The organism is Ramlibacter algicola (genome assembly GCF_016641735.1).
GTDB classification, from domain to species: Bacteria; Pseudomonadota; Gammaproteobacteria; order Burkholderiales; family Burkholderiaceae_C; genus Ramlibacter; species Ramlibacter algicola.
This window is the reverse complement of the sequence record NZ_JAEDAO010000001.1, coordinates 265,687-289,767: the sequence shown is the minus strand read 5'-3', so window position 1 is coordinate 289,767 and position 24,081 is coordinate 265,687. Positions and strand designations below refer to the sequence as shown.

21 protein-coding genes are annotated in these 24,081 nt (G+C 69.2%); 16 read left to right on the top strand and 5 right to left on the bottom strand.

From position 1 onward, the window contains the following. Window positions 1–10: 10 nt before the first annotated feature. Complete coding sequence (locus I8E28_RS01460; RefSeq protein ID WP_200786077.1) at window positions 11–493, bottom strand: Lrp/AsnC family transcriptional regulator; 483 nt, start codon at window positions 491–493, stop codon at window positions 11–13. A 108-nt stretch (window positions 494–601) separates the two neighbouring features. On the opposite strand from I8E28_RS01460, the gene I8E28_RS01455 reads away from it, so the two are divergent. From I8E28_RS01455 to I8E28_RS20820, 5 genes are all read left to right on the top strand, one after another. Beyond that, window positions 602–4,162, top strand: coding sequence for an indolepyruvate ferredoxin oxidoreductase family protein (locus I8E28_RS01455; RefSeq protein WP_200786076.1), 3,561 nt, complete (start codon window positions 602–604; stop codon window positions 4,160–4,162). A 142-nt stretch (window positions 4,163–4,304) separates the two neighbouring features. Further along, the gene (gene yajC, locus I8E28_RS01450; protein ID WP_200786075.1) at window positions 4,305–4,628 is read left to right on the top strand and encodes a preprotein translocase subunit YajC; all 324 of its coding nucleotides are present in this window, start codon (window positions 4,305–4,307) and stop codon (window positions 4,626–4,628) included. Window positions 4,629–4,686: 58 nt separating this feature from the next. Further along, window positions 4,687–6,561, top strand: coding sequence for a protein translocase subunit SecD (secD, locus tag I8E28_RS01445; protein WP_200786074.1), 1,875 nt, complete (start codon window positions 4,687–4,689; stop codon window positions 6,559–6,561). A gap of 15 nt (window positions 6,562–6,576) precedes the next feature. After that, window positions 6,577–7,584 (top strand): protein translocase subunit SecF, encoded by a 1,008-nt coding sequence (secF, locus tag I8E28_RS01440; RefSeq protein ID WP_200786073.1) that lies wholly within the window; start codon window positions 6,577–6,579, stop codon window positions 7,582–7,584. Between the two features lie 10 nt (window positions 7,585–7,594). After that, window positions 7,595–10,309, top strand: coding sequence for a DUF1631 family protein (locus I8E28_RS20820; RefSeq protein ID WP_200786072.1), 2,715 nt, complete (start codon window positions 7,595–7,597; stop codon window positions 10,307–10,309). Window positions 10,310–10,393: 84 nt separating this feature from the next. Here I8E28_RS20820 and I8E28_RS01430 read toward each other — a convergent pair whose 3' ends face one another. From I8E28_RS01430 to I8E28_RS01420, 3 genes are all read right to left on the bottom strand, one after another. After that, on the bottom strand, window positions 10,394–10,873 hold the full coding sequence (locus I8E28_RS01430) for a Smg family protein (RefSeq protein WP_200786071.1): 480 nt from the start codon (window positions 10,871–10,873) through the stop codon (window positions 10,394–10,396). An 83-nt stretch (window positions 10,874–10,956) separates the two neighbouring features. Then, window positions 10,957–12,060, bottom strand: a complete 1,104-nt coding sequence (dprA, locus tag I8E28_RS01425) for a DNA-processing protein DprA (RefSeq protein WP_200786070.1) — start codon at window positions 12,058–12,060, stop codon at window positions 10,957–10,959. 10 nt (window positions 12,061–12,070) lie between these two features. Continuing rightward, on the bottom strand, window positions 12,071–13,270 hold the full coding sequence (locus I8E28_RS01420) for a LysM peptidoglycan-binding domain-containing protein (protein WP_200786069.1): 1,200 nt from the start codon (window positions 13,268–13,270) through the stop codon (window positions 12,071–12,073). 166 nt (window positions 13,271–13,436) lie between these two features. Here I8E28_RS01420 and def point away from each other — a divergent pair, with 166 nt between their 5' ends. From def to I8E28_RS01375, 9 genes are all read left to right on the top strand, one after another. Continuing rightward, window positions 13,437–13,949, top strand: coding sequence for a peptide deformylase (def, locus tag I8E28_RS01415; protein WP_200786068.1), 513 nt, complete (start codon window positions 13,437–13,439; stop codon window positions 13,947–13,949). A gap of 12 nt (window positions 13,950–13,961) precedes the next feature. After that, entirely contained in the window at window positions 13,962–14,453 is a 492-nt protein-coding gene (locus tag I8E28_RS01410; protein WP_200786067.1) for a hypothetical protein, read from the top strand. A gap of 11 nt (window positions 14,454–14,464) precedes the next feature. Beyond that, entirely contained in the window at window positions 14,465–15,424 is a 960-nt protein-coding gene (fmt, locus tag I8E28_RS01405; RefSeq protein WP_200786066.1) for a methionyl-tRNA formyltransferase, read from the top strand. Then, window positions 15,424–16,158: an AzlC family ABC transporter permease gene (locus I8E28_RS01400; protein WP_200786065.1), complete on the top strand. Its 735-nt coding sequence runs from the start codon at window positions 15,424–15,426 to the stop codon at window positions 16,156–16,158. Before fmt ends, I8E28_RS01400 begins: the two co-directional genes overlap by 1 nt. Continuing rightward, window positions 16,155–16,493: an AzlD domain-containing protein gene (locus I8E28_RS01395; RefSeq protein ID WP_200786064.1), complete on the top strand. Its 339-nt coding sequence runs from the start codon at window positions 16,155–16,157 to the stop codon at window positions 16,491–16,493. Before I8E28_RS01400 ends, I8E28_RS01395 begins: the two co-directional genes overlap by 4 nt. 76 nt (window positions 16,494–16,569) lie before the next feature. After that, complete coding sequence (locus I8E28_RS01390) at window positions 16,570–17,763, top strand: phosphoglycerate kinase (RefSeq protein ID WP_200786063.1); 1,194 nt, start codon at window positions 16,570–16,572, stop codon at window positions 17,761–17,763. A gap of 63 nt (window positions 17,764–17,826) precedes the next feature. Beyond that, on the top strand, window positions 17,827–19,260 hold the full coding sequence (pyk, locus tag I8E28_RS01385) for a pyruvate kinase (RefSeq protein WP_200786062.1): 1,434 nt from the start codon (window positions 17,827–17,829) through the stop codon (window positions 19,258–19,260). Between the two features lie 136 nt (window positions 19,261–19,396). Further along, on the top strand, window positions 19,397–20,461 hold the full coding sequence (gene fba / locus I8E28_RS01380) for a class II fructose-bisphosphate aldolase (RefSeq protein ID WP_200786061.1): 1,065 nt from the start codon (window positions 19,397–19,399) through the stop codon (window positions 20,459–20,461). A gap of 70 nt (window positions 20,462–20,531) precedes the next feature. Then, complete coding sequence (locus I8E28_RS01375) at window positions 20,532–21,440, top strand: phosphoribosylaminoimidazolesuccinocarboxamide synthase (RefSeq protein WP_200786060.1); 909 nt, start codon at window positions 20,532–20,534, stop codon at window positions 21,438–21,440. A 50-nt stretch (window positions 21,441–21,490) separates the two neighbouring features. Here I8E28_RS01375 and trxA read toward each other — a convergent pair whose 3' ends face one another. Beyond that, a complete protein-coding gene (gene trxA / locus I8E28_RS01370; RefSeq protein WP_200786059.1) occupies window positions 21,491–22,384 on the bottom strand; it encodes a thioredoxin in 894 nt (297 codons plus the stop codon). A gap of 46 nt (window positions 22,385–22,430) precedes the next feature. Here trxA and purE point away from each other — a divergent pair, with 46 nt between their 5' ends. Together purE and I8E28_RS01360 are read left to right on the top strand one after the other, a co-directional pair. Continuing rightward, on the top strand, window positions 22,431–22,925 hold the full coding sequence (gene purE / locus I8E28_RS01365; protein WP_200786058.1) for a 5-(carboxyamino)imidazole ribonucleotide mutase: 495 nt from the start codon (window positions 22,431–22,433) through the stop codon (window positions 22,923–22,925). Further along, window positions 22,922–24,079, top strand: coding sequence for a 5-(carboxyamino)imidazole ribonucleotide synthase (locus I8E28_RS01360; RefSeq protein WP_200786057.1), 1,158 nt, complete (start codon window positions 22,922–22,924; stop codon window positions 24,077–24,079). The genes purE and I8E28_RS01360 overlap by 4 nt, the downstream gene beginning before the upstream one ends. The last annotated feature ends 2 nt before the right edge of the window (window positions 24,080–24,081 follow it).

Here is a 24,081-nt window from a genome sequence, read left to right as displayed (position 1 = left end):
CCCAAGCGCCTCAGGTGGCGTTTGTCACGTGTCCTAGCGGCAGGGTCCGCGTCGCCTTGACCTCGCCCAGCGAGAAGCTGGTGTGCAGATCCTTCACGTTGGGCAGGTGCAGCAGCACCTCGCGGGCGAAGCGCGAGAACGCCTCGAGATCGCGGGCGACCACCTGCAACTCGAACGTGCCGGTGCCGCTGATGTAGTGGCACGAGACGATCTCGGGCATGCCGCGGATCGCCTCTTCCATCGCCTGAGTCCCCTCCGCCGTGTTGCGCTCGGCGTCCAGGCGCACGAAGGCCAGCACGCCCAGGCCGATGCGGTGCCGGTCGATCTCGGCGTGGTAGCCCTTGATGTAGCCGGCTTCCTCCAGCGCGCGCACACGGCGCCAGCAGGGCGCGGCCGACAGGCCCACGCGCTGCGCGAGCTCGGCGTTCGTGAGGCGGCCGTCGGCCTGGAGTTCTTCCAGGATCTTCAGGTCGAACTTGTCGAGGCTTCCCAAAATCGACTCATCGGCGAAAGAATGTTGCGCATCGTACCCGGGGCGCGGCATGGAACGCAAAGACTTATCCGCTCATCCGCCCTACACTGCGCCTTCGCTGGAGACACGATGAACGCCCCCCTGCCCGAACACATCCGCAAGGCCCTGGAAACGGTCACGCTGGACGACAAGTACTCGCTCGACTATGGCCGCGCCTTCATGAGCGGCGTGCAGGCGCTGGTGAAGCTGCCGATGCTGCAGCGCCAGCGCGACGCGCTGGCGGGCAAGAACACGGCCGGCTTCGTCAGCGGCTACCGCGGCTCGCCGCTGGGCGGCTACGACCAGGCGCTGTGGAAAGCCAGCAAGTACCTGAAGGCGCAGAACGTCGTGTTCCAGCCGGGCGTCAACGAGGAACTCGCGGCCACCGCGATCTGGGGCACGCAGCAACTGGGTTTCGCGCCGAAGGCCGAGCAGAAATTCGATGGCGTGTTCGGCATCTGGTACGGCAAGGGCCCGGGCGTCGACCGCACCTCCGACGTCTTCAAGCACGCCAACATGGCGGGCACGACGCCCTGGGGCGGTGTCATTGCCGTCGCCGGCGACGACCACGTCGCCAAGAGTTCCACCGCCGCGCACCAGAGCGACCACATCTTCAAGGCCTGCGGGCTGCCGGTGTTTTTCCCGGCCACGGTGCAGGAGATCCTGGACCTGGGCGTGCACGCGTTCGCGATGAGCCGCTACGCCGGCGTATGGACCGGCATGAAGACGATCCAGGAGATTGTCGAGTCCAGCGCCACGGCGATGATCGATCCGGAGCGCGTGCAGATCCAGCTGCCCACCGACTTCGTGATGCCGCCCGGCGGCGTCCACATCCGCTGGCCGGACGCCGCGCTGGAGCAGGAGGCGCGCCTGTACGACTACAAGTGGTACGCGGCGCTGGCGTACATCCGCGCCAACCGCCTGAACCACAACGTCATCGAAGGCCCGAACGACCGCTTCGGCATCATCGCCAGCGGCAAGGCGTACAACGACACGCGGCAGGCGCTGCTGGACCTGGGCCTCGATGACGCGACGTGCCAGCGCCTCGGCATCCGCGTGCACAAGGTCGCCGTCGTGTGGCCGCTCGAAGCGCAGATCACGCGCGAGTTCGCAACCGGCCTGCGCGAGATCCTGGTGGTCGAGGAAAAGCGCCAGGTCATCGAATACCAGCTGAAGGAAGAGCTGTACAACTGGCGCTCGGACGCGCGGCCCACCGTGGTCGGCAAGTTCGACGCGGCCGAGGGCGAGGGCAGCGGCGGCGAGTGGTCGATGCCCAACCCGTCGGGCAACACGCTGCTGCGCGCCAACGCGGACCTGTCACCGGCACTGATCGCCCGCGCCATCGCGCGCCGGCTGAAGAAGCTGGGCCTGGACGCCGACACCACCGCACGGCTGGACGCGCAGCTGGCCATCCTGGAAGCGAAAGAGCGCTCCATGCAGGTCATGGAGGTCAAGGGCGACCGCCTGCCCTGGTTCTGCTCCGGCTGCCCGCACAACACGTCGACCGTGGTGCCGGAAGGTTCGCGTGCGATGGCCGGCATCGGCTGCCACTTCATGGCGACGTGGATGGACCGCTCCACTCTCGGCTTCACGCAGATGGGCGGCGAAGGCGTGCCCTGGGTCGGCCAGCAGCCGTTCACCGGCGAGAAGCACGTGTTCGCCAACCTGGGCGACGGCACCTACTTCCACAGCGGCATCCTGGCCGTGCGGCAGTCGATCGCGGCGGGCGTGAACATCACCTACAAGCTGCTGTACAACGACGCGGTCGCGATGACCGGCGGCCAGCAGGTCGGCGAGAGGCCCGAGGGCCACTCGGTGCTGCAGATCGCACACAGCCTGGTGGCCGAAGGCGTCGCCAAGCTGACGGTGGTCACCGACGAACCGGAGAAGTACACGGTCGCCAAGCTGCCGCCGGGCGTGCAGGTCGAACACCGTGACGAGCTCGATCGCATCCAGCGTGAGTTCCGCGAGCTCACCGGCACCACGGTGATCCTGTACGACCAGACCTGCGCCACCGAGAAGCGCCGCCGCCGCAAGCGCGGCACCATGGTCGACCCGGCGGTGCGCGTGTTCATCAACGACCTGGTGTGCGAAGGCTGCGGCGACTGCAGCGCGAAGAGCAACTGCCTGTCGGTCGAGCCGCTGGAGACCGAGTTCGGCCGCAAGCGCACGATCAACCAGAGCACCTGCAACAAGGACACCAGCTGCCTCAAGGGCTTCTGCCCCAGCTTCGTCACCGTCGAAGGCGGCAAGCTCAAGGCCAAGGCGAAAGCCAAGGCGGCGTCGCCGTACGACCTCGGCGAGCTGCCCGAGCCCGCGCTGCCCGCGGTGCACGGCGCCTACGGCATCGTGGTGGCGGGCGTCGGCGGCACCGGCGTGATCACCATCGGCCAGCTGCTCGGCATGGCCGCGCACATCGAGGGCAAGGGCATCGTCACGCAGGACGCGGCGGGCCTGGCGCAGAAGGGTGGCGCGACCTGGAGCCACGTGCTGATCGGCGAGCGCGCCGAGGACATCCACACCACCCGCGTCGGCATGGCCGCGGCGGACCTCGTGATTGGCTGCGACCCGATCGTCGCTGCCGGCAAGGAAACCGTGCTGCGCATGCGCGAGGGCCGCACGCACGTCGCGCTGAACGTGCACAGCACGCCGACGGCCGCGTTCGTGAAGAACGGCAACTGGGCGAACCCGGCGGACGCGTGCGCCGAGGAGATCGGCCACGCGGTCGGCGCGAATGCGCTGGGCCGCTTCAACGCCGATGCCGCCGCGACCAAGCTGATGGGCGACAGCATCTTCACCAACCCGCTGATGCTCGGCTACGCGTGGCAAAAGGGCTGGATCCCGCTGGGCCGCGAGGCGCTGCTGCGCGCGATCGAGCTCAATGGCGTCGCGGTCGATGCCAACAAGGCGGCGTTCGAGTGGGGCCGCCGCGCCGCCCACGATCCGGCGCAGGTGGAGAGCTTGCTCACGCCGGCGCAGGTCATCGAGCTGAAGAAGCGCGAGACGCTGGAAACGCTGGTGGCGCGCCGCGTGGAGTTCCTCACGGCGTACCAGAACGCGGCCTATGCGAAGTCGTACGCCGACTTCGTCGAGCGCGTGCGCCAGGCTGAAGCGCCGCTGGGCAAGACCAGCCTGGCCGAAACGGTCGCGCGCCAGCTGTTCAAGCTGATGGCCTACAAGGACGAGTACGAGGTCGCGCGCCTGCACACCGAGACCGGCTTCCGCGAGAAGGTGGCCGCGCAGTTCGACGGCGACTTCAAGATCCACTACCACCTCGCGCCGCCGCTGCTGGCCAAGCGCAATGCCAAGGGCGAACTGGTCAAGCGCAAGTACGGGCCGGCGATGGTGCTGGGCTTCCAGGTGCTGGCCAAGCTGCGCGGCCTGCGCGGCACGGCGCTGGACGTCTTCGGCCGCACCGAGGAGCGCCGCATGGAACGCGCGTTGATCGACGAGTACCGCGCCGCCATCGAGCAGGTGCTCGCGCGGCTCACGGCCGGCAACCACGCGCTGGCGCTGGAGATCGCGGCGATTCCCGACCAGATGCGCGGCTTCGGCCACGTGAAGGAACGCAACGTCGCCGCCGCGCGTGAGCGCTGGCAGGCACTGATGCAGCGCTGGAGCGCGCCCGCCGCCGAACGCCAGGCGGCCTGAGGACGGCCCTGCGGCCATGTAGGCCGCAAGCATTCATCCCCCAGCGGCGAACTACAATCCCGCCTTCGTGCGCGCGCCCGTGCAGCCCATGTGCTGCGCGGGCCCGCGCCTGTCCCGGACCGACGTTTTTCCTGGAGTCCCCGTGTTCATCTCCTCCGCCTTCGCCCAGACCACTTCGGCCACGCCCGGTGGCCCGGACCTGCTGATGCAGGCCCTGCCCTTCGTGGTCATGTTCGGCCTGCTGTACTTCATCATGATCCGCCCGCAGATGAAGCGCCAGAAGGAGCACCGCGCCATGATCGAAGCCCTCGCCAAGGGCGACGAGATCGCCACCGCCGGCGGCCTGCTGGGCAAGGTGACCAAGCTGGGCGACAGCTACATCGGCCTGGAAGTGGCCGGTGGCGTCGAAGTGCAGGTCCAGCGCAGCGCCGTGGTCCAGGTCCTGCCCAAGGGCACCATCAAGTGAGATCCCGCCGCGGACGGCACGGTGCCACGGCGCCGGGCCGCCCTCGCGGCGCCGAACCATGAACAGATACCCCGTTTGGAAGTACGCGATCATCCTGGTCGCGCTGGTGGTGGGGGTGCTGTACACCCTGCCGAATTTCTTCGGCGAGGTGCCGGCGGTCCAGGTGTCCTCGGGCAAGAGCACGGTCAAGGTCGACCGCGGCACGCGCCAGAAGGTCGACCAGGCGCTGGCCCAGGCCCAGGTCGAGGGCGTCGTCAGCCAGGACGAGACCTCGATCCGCATCCAGGTCCAGAGTCCCGAGGAGCAGCTCAAGGCCAAGGAGGCGCTGAACGCGGCGCTCAACGCCGGCGATCCGCAGGACCCCGACTACGTCGTCGCGCTGAACCTGGTGCCCAGGACGCCCGCACCGCTGGCGGCCATCGGGGCAAAGCCGATGGCACTGGGCCTGGACCTGCGCGGCGGCGTGCACCTGATGCTGCAGGTGGACATGGACGCGGCCATCGTCAAGCGGGCCGACTCGCTGGCAGCCGACGTGCGCACCACGCTGCGCGACAAGAACGTGCGCCACGGCGGCGTCTCGCGCAACGGGCGCAGCGTCGAGGTTCGCTTGCGTGACGCGCAGACGGCCACCGCCGCCCGTGCCGCGATCGCCGACCAGTTCCCCGAGCTGGACGTCACGCAGGTGGCGGACGGCCAGGACTTCAAGATCGTCGGCGCCTTCAAGCCGCAGGCCCTGCGCGAGGTGCAGGACCGCGCGCTCAAGCAGAACATCACCACGCTGCACAACCGCGTGAACCAGCTGGGCGTCAGCGAGCCGGTGATCCAGCAGCAGGGCATCGACCGCATCGTGGTGCAGCTGCCCGGCCTGCAGGACGCGGCGCGCGCCAAGGACATCCTCGGGCGCACCGCGGTCCTGGAAGTGCGCGCGGTCAACATGAGCGCCGCCGCGGCGAGCGGCGAGGTGCCCTTCGGGTCCGAGCGCTTCTTCGAGCGCCGCCGCGACGGGACGATGGCGCCGGTGGTCGTGCAGCGGCAGGTGATCCTGACCGGCGACCGCATCGTCGACGCCTCGTCGACCTTCGACGACAAGCAGCGGCCCGCCGTCAGCGTGCGGCTGGACCAAGTCGGCGGCCGCATCATGCGCGACTTCACCCGCGACAACGTCGGCAAGCTGATGGCGATGGTCCTCTTCGAGAAGAAGAAGGGCGAGGCCATCTCGGTGGCCACGATCCAGAGCGAGTTCGGCAGCAGCTTCCAGATCACCGGCGCGTTCTCGGTCGAGGAGACCAACAACCTCGCGCTGCTGCTGCGCGCGGGCGCGCTGGCGGCGCCGATGGAGATCGTCGAGGAGATGACCATCGGCCCGACCCTGGGTGCCGAGAACATCGCCAAGGGCTTCCACAGCGTGGCCTGGGGCTTTGCCGCGATCTGCGCGTTCATGGTCGTCTACTACATGCTGTTCGGGCTGTTCTCCGGCCTGGCGCTGGCGGTCAACCTGCTGCTGCTGGTGGCGATCCTGTCGATGCTGCAGGCCACGTTGACCTTGCCCGGCATGGCCGCCATGGCGCTGGCGCTGGGCATGGCGATCGACTCGAACGTCCTGATCAACGAACGGGTGCGCGAGGAGTTGCGCAACGGCGCTTCGCCGCAGGCCGCCATCCACGCCGGCTACGACCGCGCGTGGGCGACCATCCTGGACTCGAACGTGACTACCCTGATCGCGGGGCTGGCGCTGCTGGCGTTCGGCTCGGGTCCCGTGCGAGGCTTCGCGGTGGTGCACTGCATCGGCATCCTGACCTCGATGTTCTCCGCCGTGTTCTTCTCGCGCGGGCTCGTGAACTTCTGGTACGGCCGCAAGAAAAAGCTCAAGTCGGTCTCGATCGGCACTGTCTGGCGCCCCGCTCCGGGGGACGCTATAACCAAGCCGGAGTGAGGAAGAGGACTCGACATGGAATTCTTCAAGATCCACCGCGACATCCCGTTCATGCGGAATGCGCTGGTGTTCAACGTCATCTCCTTCCTCACCTTCGCGGCGGCGGTCTTCTTCCTGTTCCACCGGGGGCTGCACCTGTCCAACGAGTTCACGGGCGGCACCGTGATGCAGGTGAGCTACGCGCAACCGGCCGAGGTCGAGAAGGTGCGCCAGGCCGTCGTCGGCATGGGTTTCGCCGACGTGCAGGTGCAGAACTTCGGCACCGCCCGCGACGTCTTGATCCGGCTGCCCAGCCAGAAGGGCGTCAGTTCGGCGCAACAATCCGAACGGGTGATGGAAGCGCTGTGCGCCAGCGAGCAAGGTCGCATCGCCGACGAGCAGCAGCGCCGGGTCTGCAAGACTGCCGCCGGCGGCGAACCCGTCACCTTGCACCGCACCGAGTTCGTCGGCCCGCAGGTGGGCGAGGAGCTTGCCACCGACGGCCTGAAGGCACTGGCCATGGTGGTCGTCGGCATCGTGGTCTACCTGGCGTTCCGCTTCGAGTGGAAGTTCGCCGTCGCGGCCATCATCGCCAACCTGCACGACGTGGTCATCATCCTGGGCTTCTTCGCCTACTTCCAGTGGGAGTTCTCGCTGGCGGTGCTGGCCGCGGTGCTCGCGGTGCTGGGGTATTCCGTCAACGAGTCGGTGGTCATCTTCGACCGGATCCGGGAGAACTTCCGCCGGTACCGCAAAATGGACACGGTGCAGATCATCGACAACGCCATCACGTCGACGATCAGCCGCACCATCATCACCCACGGGTCGACGCAGATCATGGTGCTGTCGATGCTGCTGTTCGGCGGCGCGACCCTGCACTACTTCGCCCTGGCGCTGACCATCGGCATCCTGTTCGGCATCTATTCGTCCGTCTTCGTCGCGGCCGCCATCGCCATGTGGCTGGGCGTCAAGCGCGAGGATCTCGTGAAGGCCGGGTCCCGCAAGGAAGACCCCAACGACCCGAACGCCGGGGCCGTGGTCTGATGCACCACCCGTGAAGCGCTTCCAGTCCACCACCCAGCCGCCGCAGGTGCCGCTCGCGCGCCAGGCGCGCGAGCACTTCGTCGCGAAGATCGAGGAGGTGCTCCCGGGGCTCGCCGACGCGATCCGCGGGCGGCTGGCGGACCTGGTGGACGCCTCGGCCAGCGCGCGGGACTCGCAGGAGCGCCGGGACAACCTGCTCACGTTCGACCAGAAGCGGCGCCTGTGGACCGACGCCACCGCCAAGTCGTGGCGCCGTGCGCTGATGCCGCCGACGGCCACCGCGCGCGTGCGGCTGGAAGCGCTGAACCTCGAATTGATCGGCGACGACGTCGTCGAGAACAAGATCCTGTCCTCGCGCCTCGCCCTGGCCATCGGCGAGAAGGCGACCTGGCAGCTCAACGACCTCAAGGTGCGCATGCAGCACCTGGAGAACGACGAGGAGCTCTCCAGCCAGGACATCCTGCGGCCCGAAGCGATCGCCCAGCACCTCGTGGAGCAATGGTCGGCCGCCGGCCTGTCGCGCGGCAGCTGGCAGGGCGCGCAGGACGTCATCCACAAGGCGCTGACCGAAAAGGCGGTGGCGGCCTACGAGTCGCTCAATGCCTTCCTGGTCGAACGCGGCGTCATGCCGGAGATCGACCTCAGTGGGCGCGTCAAGCGCACCGCCAACGCGCGTCCCTCCGGGCCGGGCGGGGTTGCCGGCGAAGCGCCGCAGGAATCGGCGCCGGGCGACGCAGGGGTCTCGACCGCTGGCTCCGCGGGCGGCACGTCTGGCGGCGGCCAGGGAGGTTTCCCCGGGGGTGGCCAGGCCGGCGTCTCCGGCAGTGGCGGCTACGGCGGACCATCCGCCGGCGGCGCGCCTTCCGGCGGCGGCTCGAGCGGCGCTGCGTACGCGACTGGCGGCGGTGGCGGTGGCGGCGGCGGCGGCGGCGCGCAAGCGTATGCAGGTCCTGCGGGTGGCGGTGGCGCCTCGCAGGGTGGCGGCTACTCGGGTGGCGGTGGCGCCCCCCAAGGTGGCGGCTACTCGGGCGGCGGCGCGTCCCAAGGTGGCGGCTACGCCGGCGGACCCTCCGGCGGCGCCGCGGGCGGTGGCGGTGCTTTCGCGGGCGGCGGCATGGCCGGTGGTGCGCCCGGCGGCCGTGCCGGACCGGCCAGCGCGTACGGCGGCCGCGGCGGCGTCCACGACGAGACCCGCCTGCTGACCGGCACCACGCCATTGGCGCGCGCACGCATGCGGGCCACCGGCGTCATCGGGCAGCTCAAGCGCCTGCTCACCGACAAGGCCAACTTCAACATCGACCAGGCCGGCGCCCCCGCGTCGCCGGCGCTGCAGGAAGCGATCGGCCACCACACCCAGATGCAATCGCAGGTGGCCACGCGGATGGAAGCTGGCGCCACGGTGCAGGAGGTGGTGGTCTACGACGATGCGGCGGTCGAGCGCGTGGCGGTCGACTTGCGCGACCGCACGACCGAGCTGAAGAAGAAAGCCAGCACGCAGTCGGAGAAGGCGACCATCGAGATCGTCGCGCTGATGTTCCAGAGCATCCTTTCCGAGGAACGCATCCCGCCCGCCGTCCGCGTGTGGTTCGCGCGCCTGCAGATGCCCGTGTTGCGCGTCGCGCTCGCGGAACCGGAATTCTTCGGCACGCTGCAGCACCCGGCGCGCCAGCTGATCGATCGCATGGGATCGTGCGTGCTGGGCTTCAACAGCGCGTCCATCGGTGGCAGCGCGCTGGAGATGGAGATCAAGCGCATCGTGCAAGTCATCGAGCAGTACCCCGAGACCGGCCGCCGCGTGTTCCAGCTCGTCTACGACGAGTTCCAGAAGTTCCTCTCCAAGTTCCTCACCGAGAAGGGCGACACGCAGCGCCTGGTCAGCGTCGCGCAGCAGGTCGAGCAGAAGGAAACGCTTGCCGTGCAGTACACGATCGAGCTGCGCAAGATGCTCAACGACGTGCCGGTGCGCGACGAGATCCGCGAGTTCCTGTTCAAGGTCTGGGCCGAAGTGCTCGCCGTCGCGGCGATCAAGCACGGCGTGCAGCACACCGAGACCGTGGCGCTGAAGAAGTCCGCCGCCGACCTGGTGTGGTCGGCCAGCGCCAAGCCCAATCGCACCGAACGCGCGCGCGTGATCCAGGACCTGCCGCAACTGCTGCAGCGGCTGCGCTCGGGCATGACCCTGCTGGGGCTGGCCGCGGCCGACCAGGAAAGGCACATCAAGGTCATCGGCGACACGCTGGCCGACGCCTTCATGTCCAAGACGGAGTCGATCCCGCAGGCGCAGATCGACGCCATGACCAAGCGGCTCGCAAACCTCGAGGATTTCGTGTCCGACGATCCGGGCGCCGAGCTGCCGCTGGACTCCGATGCGATCGAGATGATGCTGGGCATCGACGCGTCGTCCATCGAGGTGGTCACCGACGGCGGCTCCAACCCCAGCGACGCGATGATGGCGTGGGCCAAGGAACTGCAGCAGGGCACCTGGTTCACGCTGGACCACAACGGCAAGCAGCACCAGGTGCAGTACGTGTGGCGCAGCGATCGCGGCCAGCTGCACCTGCTGGCGTCCACCGACGGCAAGAGCTTCCTGATCCAGGCGCGCCGCCTGGCGTCCTACCTGCAGGCGGGCCTCCTGCTGCCGGCGGAGGAAGAGGCGCTCACTGTCCGCGCCACGCGCGATGCACTCGCGAAACTGGACGCGAATCCGGAACGGCTGCTGGCGTAAGCCGCATCCACCAACAGAAAAGGGATCCGAGGATCCCTTTTTTCATTTCTGCGACTTTTCGCGTTCGCCTGCCCGCCGGCGCCCTCAATGCGCGAGGCGCCCCTCGCCGTCATCGCACAGTTCGTCCAGCACCAGCGCGTCGGGCTCGCAGCCCATGCTCCAGTAGACCATCAGCACGATGATCTTCAGGTCGTCGATCGCCACCGGGTCGCCGGGCGCGGCCATCGCGCGGTCGATGACGATCTCGCGCATGCCCGGCGGCATCACGCCTGCCGAATCCAGGAAGCTGATGAAGCCCAGGCACTGCGCGCCGAGGTGGTCCTGCTCGGCGACCGAGTACACGCGCATCGAATCGCTCGACTGCTCATGCGCGGGCGGCGTGCCGGGTGTGTCGGGGGAGCTGCCCTGGGCGGCGACGGTGAGGCCGTCGAGCCAGGCCAGGGCCTGCTGGATTTCGTCGGCCTCGAAGCCGTGGGCGCTGAGCCTGCGTCCCAGTTGCTCGAGTTCGGGAGGTTCCTCCCCGCGCCAGTAGTGTTCGTAGACGAACACGAGGACATCGAACATGGAAGGCCAATATAGCGGAGCCGCACGCGTTTGCGTGCGCGATGCACGCGGTGTTGCATGCACGCGTCGGCGTGCGCGTGCGACTACGCGCGCTCAAGACGCTGGAACAGGCCGCCGGCGAGGCGCGCGACACGGCCCTGCAACTCCAGTTCGAGCAACTGCGCCTGCAGGTCCGCTGCGCTGGTGCCCGTGCGTGCCACCAGCGCGTCGAGACTCAGGGGCGCGTGGCCCATCGCCTGCAGCAAGGGCACGTCCTCGCGCGGGGTCGGGCGCGTTGGTGCGCGCACGGGTGCTTCCATGTCCTCGAGCACATCCTCGGCGGTCTCGACCAGCTTGGCGCCCTGCTTGAGGAGCGCATGGCAGCCACGCGATTGCGGCGAGTGGATCGAGCCGGGAATCGCGTAGACGTCCTTGCCCTGCTCGGCGGCCAGGCGGGCCGTGATCAGCGAACCCGAGCGCACCGCCGCTTCCACCACCAACGTGCCGGAAGCCAGGCCCGAGATGATGCGGTTGCGCTGCGGGAAGTTGTCGGACAGCGGCGGCGTGCCGACCGGGTATTCGGACAGCAGCAGTCCGCGCGACGCAATGCGGTGCGCGAGGTCGTGGTGCTGCTGCGGGTACACGCGGTCCAGCCCGGTGCCCACGATCGCGATGGTGGCGAGTTGCCCGTCCGCTGCGCCGTCGAGCGCGCCTTCATGCGCCGCGCCGTCGATGCCCAGCGCGAGCCCCGAGACCACCGTCAGCCCGCTGCGTGCGAAGCTGCGTGCGAACTCGCGCGCATCGATGCGGCCCTGGGCCGTGGGATTGCGGCTGCCCACGATGGCGATGGCGCGCGGCCAGGCATCCACCGGCTGCCCGGCGGCGTACAGCACCAGTGGCGGATCTTCGGTCTGCAGCAGCGACGCGGGATAGAGCGGATCGGCCAGCGTGAGCACGCGGCGCGACTGCCCGGCCGGTGCCTGCGCCAGCCAGTCGAGCGTTGCATTGGTGAGGGCGTCGAGGCCGGCGGGGCGCTCGCGCAGCAGCGGCGGCACGGCCGCGCTGGTGGCTTGTTCGATGGCGGTGGTGTCCTGCGCGAACACCGCCTGTGGCAGCCCGAAGGCAGCGAGCAGGCGGCGCGCCGTCGTGCGCCCCAGCCCGGGCGCCCACGCGAGGCGCAGCCAGGCGGCAAGCTCCTCGCGCTCCATGGCGCCGGGATCAGCGCGGGTTGACCAGGCGGTCGCCGACCTTCACGCCGAGCGGGGTCTCCAGCACCAGGGCATAGGAGACGTGCTCGAACGGACGGAACACCATCAGCAGGCCGTTGCGCTCGTCGGGCAGCTTCAGCTGGCTGCGCTCGCCCGGCTGCGACTTGTCGACGATGGTCTGGCCGGTCTTCATGATCGCCAGCACGTGGCCGGACGCGACGCCGTCGGCCGTTCCCTTGTTGATGACGACCACCTGGTTGTGGCCCGCCAGGCCGACGGCATCGCCGTAGATGGAGACGATGGCGCCGTCGATGCGTTGCTCGGGCGCGCGCGGCGCGTAGCTCACGAGCTGGCGGCCCGGTTCGGGCAGCAGGCGGTCGCCGGCGCGCATCTCGCTGCGGGCGTTGGTGAGTTCCAGCGTCGCGGGGATCGGCGTGGACTTCTCGCCAGCGGTCTCGACGCCTTCGCCGCGCAGCAGCTGCGCCTGGCCCAGGTACTGGGCCTCATAGCCCAGCACCTTCCTGGTGTACGGGTCCACCAGCGGCACGGCATTGCGGAACACGCGGAATTCGTCGACCTTGCCCGGGGTTTCGGCGATGGCCGCACCGCCGCTGCTGCGCGCGTAGACACGGTCGCCGCGCGTGAGCAGCACGCGTTCGTCGGCCGAGCCCACCAGGCGCGGCGCCTTCTGCAGGTCGCCCTCGCCGACGACCACCGGCTCGGCGAGGAAGGGCTCGATGAGCCCCGGGTTGATCATCGGGATGGAGGTGTCGCCCAGCGCCGTGTAGCGCACGCGCGGCGACACGCGCACCGTTTCCGTCGGGGGCGCATCGCCCTGGGCCTGCATGCGCAGGCGCGCGCGGCCGTCGACCTTCTCGAGCACCAGGACCTGGCCCGGGTAGATGCGGTGCGGGTTCTTGATGTCCTGCAGGTTCATGCCCCACAACTCGGGCCAGCGCCACGGGCTGGTGAGGAACTTCTTGGAGATGTCCCAGAGCGTGTCGCCCGACTTCACCGTGTAGCTGTCCGGCGCGTCCTTGGCCAGTTCCGACAGCGGCACGCCCGCCTGTGCCACCTGCTGCGCAGTCGCACGCTGCGACGGCAACACATTGGGCGGCGTCTGCGCCGACACGGGCAAAGCCAGCACGGCAGCGGCCAGCACGGCCAGGGCATGCGCGGCATACGGCGGTGCCTTGCGGTGGCGCATCATGGTTGTCCTCCTCGTCACGAAACTTGACAAATCACTGGCGATTCTGGACTCAAGCCCTTGATTTCCGCAACGTTTATGGCTGTGGCGCCCGGCGCCCGACAGCAAAAGTGGCGAAAATAGCGACACCTCGCGGGCTGCCGGCCCGCCCTTGTCGCCGCGACCCCCCATGGCCTTGCTCCCGATCCTCACCTATCCCGATCCCCGCCTGCACACCGTCGCCCAGCCGGTGCAGGCGGTCGACGCCCGCATCCGCCAGCTGGTGGCCGACATGCTGGAGACCATGTACGACGCCCATGGCATCGGACTGGCCGCCACCCAGGTCAACGTGCACGAGCGGGTGATCGTCATCGACATTTCCGAGGAGCGCGACCAGCCGATGGTGCTGATCAATCCCCAGATCGCGTGGGCCAGCGAGGACAAGGTGGTCAACGAGGAAGGCTGCCTGTCGGTGCCCGGCATCTACGACGGCGTCGAGCGTTCCACGTCGGTCAAGGTCACCGCGCTGGACGACAAGGGCGAGCCGCGCACGATCGAGGCCGAAGGCCTGCTGGCGGTGTGCATCCAGCACGAGATGGACCACCTGCTGGGCAAGGTGTTCGTCGAATACCTGTCGCCGCTCAAGCGCAATCGCATCAAGACCAAGATGCTCAAGGCCAAGCGCGACACCGAACGCGCCTGAAGGGAAATCTCCATGCGCCGTCTCGCCCTGGTCGCCGCCGCCCTGGTGCTGGCCGCGTGCGCGGCCAATCCGTTCAATGCCGGCTCGGTGCCGGTGGGCGCAACGCGCCAGCAGGTGCTCGAACGCCTCGGCCAGCCGACGCGGGTCGTGCCCATCGCGGGCGGCGAACGCCTGCAGTACTCGCTGCAGCCGCTGGGCCGCTTCGCCTGGATGGTCGACCTGGACGCCGCCGGCCGCGTGACCAGCGTGCGGCAGGTGATGGCGCTGCGCGAGTTCAACCGCATCGTGCCGGACCAGTGGACGCGTGCCGACGTCGAACGCGAGTTCGGCCCGCCGGCGCTGGTCGACCGCGTTTCCAGCTGGAACGGCCCCATCCTGACCTACCGCTGGCAGGACCTCGACGGCGGCTGGATGTTCTATTACGTCTACCTCGATGAGGCCGGCGTGGTGCGGCGCGCGCACCAGGGCATGGAGTTCATCAACACGCCCGATCGCGGCGACTGAGGCGGTTGCCGATGCGGGTGATCTTCGCCGGCACGCCCGAGTTCGCTCGCGTCGCCCTGCAGCGCCTGCATGCGGCGCGCTTCGACATCCCGCTGGTGTTGACGCAGCCCGACCGCCCGGCCGGGCGTGGCATGAAGTTGCAGGCGTCACCGGTCAAGCAGTTCGCGCAGGAGCACGGCATCGCCGTCGCGCAACCACGCAGCCTGCGCCTGGACGGCAAGTTCCCGGACGACGCGCAGCAGGCGCGCACGGCGATCCTCGAGGCGCGCGCGGACGTGATGGTGGTCGCGGCCTACGGCCTGATCCTGCCGCAGTGGGTGCTCGACGCGCCGCAGCTCGCGTGCCTCAACATCCATGCGTCGCTGCTGCCACGCTGGCGCGGCGCCGCGCCGATCCACCGCGCCATCGAGGCGGGTGACGCGCGTACCGGCATCACCATCATGCAGATGGACGCCGGCCTGGACACCGGCGACATGCTGCTCGTCGAGCCGATGGCGATCCGCGACGACGACACGACGGCGTCGCTGCACGACCGGCTCGCCGACCTCGGCGGACGCCTGGTCGTCGAAGCGCTGGAGATGGCCGCATGCGGTGGCCTCACGCGCACGCCCCAACCGGCCGACGGCATCACGTACGCACACAAGATCGAGAAAGCGGAAGCCGCCATCGACTGGTCGAAGCCGGCGCGCGTGATCGAGCGACGCGTGCGCGCCTTCGATCCCTTCCCCGGTGCGTCCACCGCCCTGGGCGGCGACACCGTCAAGCTGTGGCGCGCGCAGGTCCTGCCCGCGTTGGCCGGCGCGGCGCCCGGAACCTTGCTCGCTGTCGGACCGGACGGCATCGACGTGGCGACCGGCGACGGCGTGCTGCGCGTGCTGGACGTGCAGCGCCCGGGCGGCAAGCGGCTGGCCGTTGCCGACGCGCTGCGCGGCTGGCCGCTGCAGGCCGGCCAGCGCTTCGGCGCCGCCTGATGTTCGTCCTCGCCTCCGTCCGCCGGCTGCCCGAGTTCCGCGAGGGACTGCGCAGCAGCGCGCCGATCGCGCCCGGCATCGCCGCGTGGGGCTTGATGACCGGCGTCGCGATGGTCAAGTCAGGCATGAGCGTCATCGAAGCGGTCGCGATGACGCTGTTCGTCTACGCCGGCAGTTCGCAACTGGCGGCAATCCCCCTGATCGTCGCCGGCGCGCCGGCGTGGGTGGTGTGGGCGACCGGCTTCTGCGTCAACCTGCGCTTCGTCGTCTTCAGCCTGCACCTGCGCGAGTACCTGATCCACATGCCGCGCTGGCGGCGCCTCACCAACGGCTACCTCACCGCCGACATGAGCTATGCGCTGTTCACCGCGCGGTACGCGCACCCCGCCACCGACGCTGCCGGCCGCGCGGCGCAGGAATCGTTCCTCGCCGGCAATTACTGCATGACGTGGTGCGCGTGGATGGGTGCCAGCCTGCTCGGCATCGCGGTGGGCAATGCGATTCCGGAAGGCTGGGGACTGGGCTTCGCCGGCGTGCTGTGTCTCGTGGGCATCGTGTGCTCGCTGGCGGCGACCCGCTTGCGCGTGGTCGCGGCGGTGGTCGCTGGCCTGGTTGCCGTGGCGGCACACGCGATGCCGCTGAAGTTGAACGTGGTGCTGGCCATCGGCGTCGCGGTGCTCGCCTGCCTGTGGCTCGAGCGCGGCGGACCGGCCGGCAAGGAGCAGGCGGCATGAGCGGCGCCACCGACTGGTGGACGCTGGGCGTGATCGCCGGGCTGGCGGGCGTCACCGTGCTCACGCGCTGCTTCTTCTTCATCCTCGACCGGCCGTGGGCCTTGCCGGCCTGGGCCTCGCGCGCACTGCAGTACGCCCCCGTGGCGGCGCTGGCGGGCGTCGTCATTCCCGAAGTCGTGCTCACGCAGGGCGCGCTCACGGTGCCGTGGACCGACGCGCGCTGCTACGGCGCGCTGGTTGGGGCGCTGCTGTACTTCCTGCGCCGCTCGGTGCTGCTGACGATGGCCGGCGGCATGGCGGTCTACCTGCCCCTGCACCTCCTCCTCGGCTGGTAGCGCTGTCGGGCCAGCAGGTCCTGTCGCGTTGGTCGCGCTGCCTACAATCGCGGTCCTCTTTCGAGCTGACACCGCCATGAACGTCCTGCGCTTTTCCGACCTGTGCGACCAGGGCCGCGCCCGCGGCCAACGCGTGTTCATCCGTGCCGACCTGAACGTGCCGCAGGACGACCAGGGCCGCATCACCGAGGACACCCGCATCCGCGCCTCCGTGCCCTGCATCCGCATGGCGCTGGACGCCGGCGCGGCCGTGATGGTGACGTCGCACCTGGGCCGGCCCACCGAGGGCGAGTTCAAGCCCGAGGACTCGCTCGCGCCGGTGGCGCAGCGGCTGTCCGAACTGCTCGGCCGCGAGGTGCCGCTGAAGTCGAACTGGGTCGACGGCGTCGACGTGCAGCCCGGCCAGGTCGTGCTGCTGGAGAACTGCCGCCTGAACAAGGGCGAGAAGAAGAACGACCCCGAGCTCGCGAAGAAGATGGCCGCGCTGTGCGACATCTTCGTGCACGACGCGTTCGGCACCGCGCACCGTGCCGAAGCTTCCACCTACGGCATCGCGCAGTACGCCAAGGTCGCTTGCGCCGGCCCGCTGCTGGCCGCCGAAATCGATGCCATCACCAAGGCGCTGGCGCACCCCAAGCGCCCGCTGGTGGCGATCGTCGCCGGCTCCAAGGTGTCGACCAAGCTCACGATCCTGCAATCGCTGGCGAAGAACGTCGACCAGCTGATCGTCGGCGGCGGCATCGCCAACACGTTCATGCTGGCGGCCGGCCTGAAGATCGGCAAGTCGCTGGCCGAGGCCGACCTGGTTGGCGAAGCGCGCGCGGTGATCGAGGCGATGAAGGCGCGCGGCGCCGATGTGCCGATCCCGACCGACGTGGTGACGGCCAAGACCTTCGCGGCCGATGCGCCGGCCACCGTCAAGCGCGCCGACGACGTCGCCGAGGACGACCTGATCCTGGACATCGGTCCGGATACAGCGCAACGCCTGGCCACCCAGCTCAAGGCTGCCGGCACCATCGTCTGGAACGGCCCGGTCGGCGTGTTCGAGTTCGACGCGTTCGCCAAGGGCACCGAAACCATCGCGCGTGCCATCGCCGACTCGTCCGCCTTCAGCATCGCCGGCGGCGGCGACACGCTGGCGGCCATCGCCAAGTACGGCATCGAGAAGGACGTCGGCTACATCTCCACCGGCGGCGGTGCCTTCCTCGAAGTGCTCGAAGGCAAGACCCTGCCCGCGTTCGAGATCCTGCAGCAACGCGCCAAGGCCTGAGAGCCCCGACGCGCTGCGCGGCATGTGAGAATGCCAGCGCATCCACGAGACAGGACTTTGCCCATGGCCCGCCGCGCCACCAAGATCGTTGCCACGCTCGGCCCCGCGTCGAGCGACCCGAAGACGCTGGAACAGATGATCCGCGCCGGCGTGAACGTCGTGCGCCTGAACTTCAGCCACGGCACCGCGCAGGACCACATCGACCGCGCGCGGCTCGTGCGCGAAACCGCGCAGGCCGCCGGCCGCGAGGTGGCCATCATGGCCGACCTGCAAGGCCCCAAGATCCGCGTCGGCAAGTTCGCCGAAGGCAAGGTGCAGCTCGATCCCGGTGCGAAGTTCGTGCTCGATGCATCGCGCGCCGAACCGGGCGACGTGCATGGCGTGGGCCTGGATTACAAGGAGTTGCCGCGCGACGTGCGCCCGGGCGACGTCCTGCTGCTCAACGACGGCCTGATCGTGCTGACCGTCGACGAAGTGCGCGGTGAGCAGGTCCACACCACCGTCAAGCTGGGTGGCGTGCTGTCCAACAACAAGGGCATCAACAAGCAGGGCGGCGGCCTCACGGCGCCCGCGCTGACCGCCAAGGACATGGAGGACATCCGCACGGCGATGGCCTTCAAGGCCGACTACGTGGCGGTGAGCTTCCCGAAGACGGCCACCGACATGGAGATGGCGCGCCAGCTGTGCAACGTGGCGGGGGCCGACTACCGCCACAAGCCGGGGCTGATCGCCAAGATCGAACGCGCCGAGGCGATCCCGAACCTCGAGGCCATCCTGCGCGCCAGCGACGGCATCATGGTCGCGCGCGGCGACCTGGCGGTGGAAGTCGGCAACGCCGCGGTGCCGGCGCTGCAGAAGAAGATGATCCGGCTCGCGCGCGAGTGCGACAAGGTGGTGATCACGGCCACCCAGATGATGGAGTCGATGATCACCAACCCGGTGCCCACGCGCGCCGAGGTCAGCGACGTCGCCAACGCCGTGCTCGACGGCACCGACGCCGTGATGACCAGCGCCGAGACGGCCGCCGGCAAGTACCCGGTCGAGACCGTGATCGAGATGGCCAACATCTGCGCCGAGGCGGAGATGGCCGAGGACGTCGCGCTCGACGCCGACTTCAAGGGCATGAACTTCCAGCGCATCGACCAGTCGATCGCGATGGGCGCGCTGTTCACGGCCTACCACCTCGGCTGCAAGGCGATCGTGGCGCTGACAGATTCCGGCTCGACCGCGCTGTGGATGAGCCGCCACCGCATCCACATCCCGATCTATGCGTTGACGCCGCGCGTGGAGACGCAGCGCAAGATGGCCCTGTACCGCAACGTGCGCCCGCTGCTGATGGACCAGAGCGCGGACCGCGACACGGCGCTCAGCGACGCTGAGGCGCACCTCAAGCGCCGCGGCATCGTGACGTCGGGCGACATCTACGCCATCACCTGCGGCGAACCGATGGGCGCGCCGGGCGGCACCAACATGCTCAAGATCTGCCGGGTGGCCTGAACGGGCCAACCCGACCGCGCGCCCACGGCCGCGCTACGCCCCACGGGCGTGGACCCCACCGCTAGAATTCCTGCAAAGCGCCGCGCCGCCCGACGGGCCGCGGCGCACCGCTTTCCAACCATTGCAGGACTGCACCATGCCCATTGTTTCCATGCGCGAACTGCTGGACCACGCCGCCGCCAACGGCTACGGGATCCCGGCCTTCAACGTCAACAACCTCGAGCAGGTGCAGGCCGTGATGGAAGCGGCCAAGGAGACCGGTTCGCCGGTGATCCTGCAGGCCAGCGCCGGCGCACGCAAGTACGCGGGCGAGCCCTTCGTCAAGCACCTGATCCAGGCCGCGCTCGAGGCCTATCCCTCCATCCCGCTGGTGATGCACCAGGACCATGGCCAGAGCCCCGACGTGTGTGCCGGCGCCATCAAGCTGGGCTTCTCGTCGGTGATGATGGACGGCTCGCTGGAAGCCGATGGCAAGACCATCGCCAGCTACGACTACAACGTCGACGTCACGCGCAAGGTCGTCGACATGGCGCACCAGCTGGGCGTCACCGTCGAAGGCGAGCTGGGCTGCCTCGGGTCGCTGGAGACCATGCGTGGCGACAAGGAAGACGGCCACGGCACCGACTCCACGATGACGCGCGAGCAGCTGCTGACCGATCCCGAGCAGGCCGCCGACTTCGTCAAGAAGACGCAGCTGGACGCGCTGGCCATCGCCATCGGCACCAGCCACGGCGCGTACAAGTTCTCGCGCAAGCCCACCGGCGACATCCTGGCGATCGACCGCATCAAGGAAATCCACCGCCGCATCCCGAACACGCACCTGGTGATGCACGGCTCCTCGTCGGTACCGCAGGACCTGCTGGCCATCATCAACCAGTACGGCGGCAAGATGAAGGAAACCTACGGCGTGCCCGTCGAGGAGATCCAGGAAGCGATCAAGCACGGCGTGCGGAAGATCAACATCGACACCGACATCCGCCTGGCGATGACGGGCGCGGTGCGCAAGTTCCTCGCCGAGAACCCGGACAAGTTCGACATGCGCGAGTGGATGAAGCCGGCGCGCGAAGCCGCCAAGCAGGTCTGCAAGCAGCGCTACATCGAGTTCGGCTGCGAAGGCCAGGCCGGCAAGATCAAGGGCGACACGCTGCAGGTCGTGGCGCAGAAGTACGCCAAGGGCGAGCTGGCCCAGACCGTCAACTGACGCCACCACCCCGATTGCGATAATCAACGGCCCGCACGTCGCGGGCCGTTTTCTTTTCGAGGCGCCGCCCATGACCTCCGCCCTGCACACCTCGTCGATCACTTCGCTGCCGCTGCTGGCGCGCGGCAAGGTGCGTGACAACTACGCCGTCGGCAACGACCGCATCCTGATGGTCGCCAGCGACCGCCTCTCGGCGTTCGACGTGATCATGGGCGAGCCCATTCCGGGCAAGGGCGAGCTGCTCACGCAGATGGCGCTGTTCTGGTTCGGCAAGCTGGGCCACCTGTGCCCCAACCACCTGACCGGCGAAGTGCCCGAGAGCGTCGTCGACTCGGCCGAGGTGCAGCAGGTGGTCGGCCGCTCGATGCTCGTGCAGCGGCTCAAGCCGCTGCCGATCGAGGCCGTCGTGCGCGGCTACCTCGCGGGCAGCGGCTGGAAGGAGTACCAGGACACGCAGTCCGTGTGCGGCGTGCCGCTGCCTGCGGGGCTGAAGAACGCCAGCCGCCTGCCGCAGCCGATCTACACGCCCGCGGCCAAGGCCGAGATGGGCGAGCACGACGAGAACATCACCTACGAGAAGACGGTGGAGATGGTCGGCCCGGACCTCGCCGCGAAGATCCGCGACACCAGCATCGCGATCTACGCCGAGGCCGCGAAGATCGCGCTGGCCAAGGGCATGATCATCGCGGACACCAAGTTCGAGTTCGGCCTCGACCCGCAGGGGCGACTGGTGTTGATGGACGAGGTGCTGACGCCCGATTCGTCGCGCTACTGGCCCGTCGAAGGCTACGACGCGGCTTTCGCGCGCGGCGACAACCCGCCCAGCTACGACAAGCAGTTCGTGCGCGACTGGCTGGAGCAGGTGCGCATCGACGGCAAGCCCTGGGACAAGAAGCCGCCGGCGCCGAAGCTGCCGCAGGACGTCATCGAGAAAACCGCGGGCAAGTACCGCGAGGCGCTGGAACGGTTGACGACCTGAGGTCTGGATCCCGGCGTTCGCCGGGACGACCTGCTTCTTGCGTCCGCAGGTCAGCTCAGCACGACGCTGGACAACCGCCGGCGGTACGTCGCCACGGTCGGGTCATCCGGCGGGATCTGGCCATCGGCCACCTTCGGCTTGGCCGGCTCGATGACTTCGAGGATGGCGATGTAGGCCTTGCGCGCGGCGTCCTCGTTCCAGGACTTGTCGCGCATCAGGATCTCCAGCAGTTCGTCCATCGCGTCGGTCCAGCGGCGCTGCGCTGCGAGCACGCGCGCGCGACCGAAGCGGGCTTCGAAGTCCCGCTTGTTCGCGCCGATCTTCGAATCGAAGCCGGCGATCACCTGCGCCGCGGGGCCTTGCGACGCCGCGAAGTCGTTGGCCTCGATCACGCGCTGCAACGCGTCCAGCTTGCGCGAAACGCCGGCCTTGGACGCCACCGGCGCGAACGCCGTCTTCGCATCGTCGGCCCGGCCCGCCAGCAGCAGCGCCTTGACGTACTCGAAGCGCGCGTCGTCGTCCGAGGGGTCCGTGGCCACCGCGTGCTGCAGTTTTTCCAGCTGCGCGCCCGCGTCCTGCGGCTCCTCCTCGACCGGCAGTTCCTCTTCTTCGAGAGCTGCTTCTGGCAGGTGCTTGTCGAGGAACTGGCGGATCTGGCCTTCCGGCAGCGCGCCCATGAAGCCGTCCACCGGCTGGCCGTTCACCAGCAGGATGACCGTGGGGATGCTGCGGATGCCGAACGCGGCGGCCAGCTGCTGCTCCTGGTCCGAATCGATCTTCACCAGCTTGAAGCGCCCGGCGTAGTCGGCCTCGAGCTTCTCCAGGATCGGGCCGATCACCTTGCAGGGGCCGCACCACGTGGCCCAGAAATCCACCAGCACGGGCTGGGTCATGGAAGCGGCGATGACTTCGGCTTCGAAGTTCTCCAGCGTGACGTCGATCATGGGTGTGGGGCTCGTAACCTTAAAATTCGTTCTTTAGGAGCAGCGCATGCCCCCGGTCCAGGTCGGCGTGGTGATGGGATCCAGCAGCGACTGGACCACCATGCAGCACGCAGTGCAGATTCTCCAGGAATTCGGCATCCCGCATGAGGCGCGGGTCGTGTCGGCGCACCGCATGCCGGACGAGATGTTCGCCTACGCGCAGGAGGCCGCGGGCCGCGGCCTGCAGGCCATCATTGCCGGCGCGGGCGGGGCTGCACACCTGCCGGGCATGCTTGCCGCCAAGACCACCGTCCCGGTGCTGGGCGTGCCGGTGCCCAGCCGCCACCTGATGGGTGTCGACTCCCTGCACAGCATCGTGCAGATGCCCAAGGGCATCCCGGTCGCGACGTTCGCCATCGGCGAAGCAGGCGCCGCGAATGCCGCGTTGTTCGCGGTCGCGATGCTGGCCGGCGCCAGCCCCGAGTTGCGCGCCAGGCTCGACGCCTTCCGCGCCCGCCAGACTGACGCGGCGCGCACGATGACCGTGCCGCCCAGCGCATGAGCGGCCCCCTGCTTCCCGGCGCGACGCTGGGCGTGATGGGCGGTGGCCAGCTCGGCCGCATGTTCGTGCATGCCGCACAGGCGCTCGGCTATTCGACGGCTGTTCTAGACGCGGATGCGGACAGCCCGGCCGGCCGCGTCAGCCACCACCACGTGCGCACCGGCTACCTCGACGAGACCGGCTTGCGCGACCTCGCGCAAGCGGCGCAAGCGATCACCACCGAGTTCGAGAACGTGCCCGCGCAGGCGTTGCGCACGCTCGCCGCGCAACGCCCCGTGCATCCGTCCGCCGACGCGGTGGCGGTGGCGCAGGACCGCACGCAGGAGAAAGCGCACTTCACGCGCTGCGGCGTGCCCGTCGCGCCGCATGCGGTCATCGAAACGCCCGAGCAACTCGCCGCGGTCCGCGCCGACCTGCTGCCCGGCATCCTGAAGACCGCGCGGCTCGGCTACGACGGCAAGGGCCAGGCCCGCGTCGACTCGCCGCAGGCGCTCGCCGCCGCCTGGGATCGCATGCAGCGCGTGCCCTGCGTGCTCGAGAAGTTGCTGCCGCTGGCGTTCGAATGCTCGGTGGTTGTCGCGCGCGGCGTCGACGGAGCAATGGTCAACCTGCCGGTGCAGCGCAACCTGCACCGCGACGGCATCCTGGCCGTCACCGAAGTCGGCGCCGGCGTGGTCCCCGACGACGTCGCCCAACGCGCGGTCGAAGCGACGCGTGCGGTGGCGCAGGGCATCGGCTACGTCGGCGTGCTCTGCGTCGAATTCTTCGTGCTGCACGACGGCGCGCTGGTGGTCAACGAGATGGCCCCGCGCCCGCACAACAGCGGGCACTGGAGCATCGACGGCGCCGACGTGTCGCAATTCGAGCTGCAGGTGCGCACGCTCGCGGGGCTGCCGCTGGTGCAGCCGCGCCAGCACAGCGCCGCTGTGATGCTGAACCTGCTGGGCGACCTGTGGTTCACGCATGGCAGCGAACGCGAGCCCGCCTGGGCCGACGTGCTCGCGCTGCCGGGCGCCCACCTGCACCTGTACGGCAAGGCCGAAGCGCGCCCCGGCCGCAAGATGGGCCACCTCACCTGCACCGCCGCGCACCTGGCCGATGCGCGCGCGACCGCCCGTCGCGCGTGCGAGGTGCTGGGCCTCGAAGGGTTCTGAGT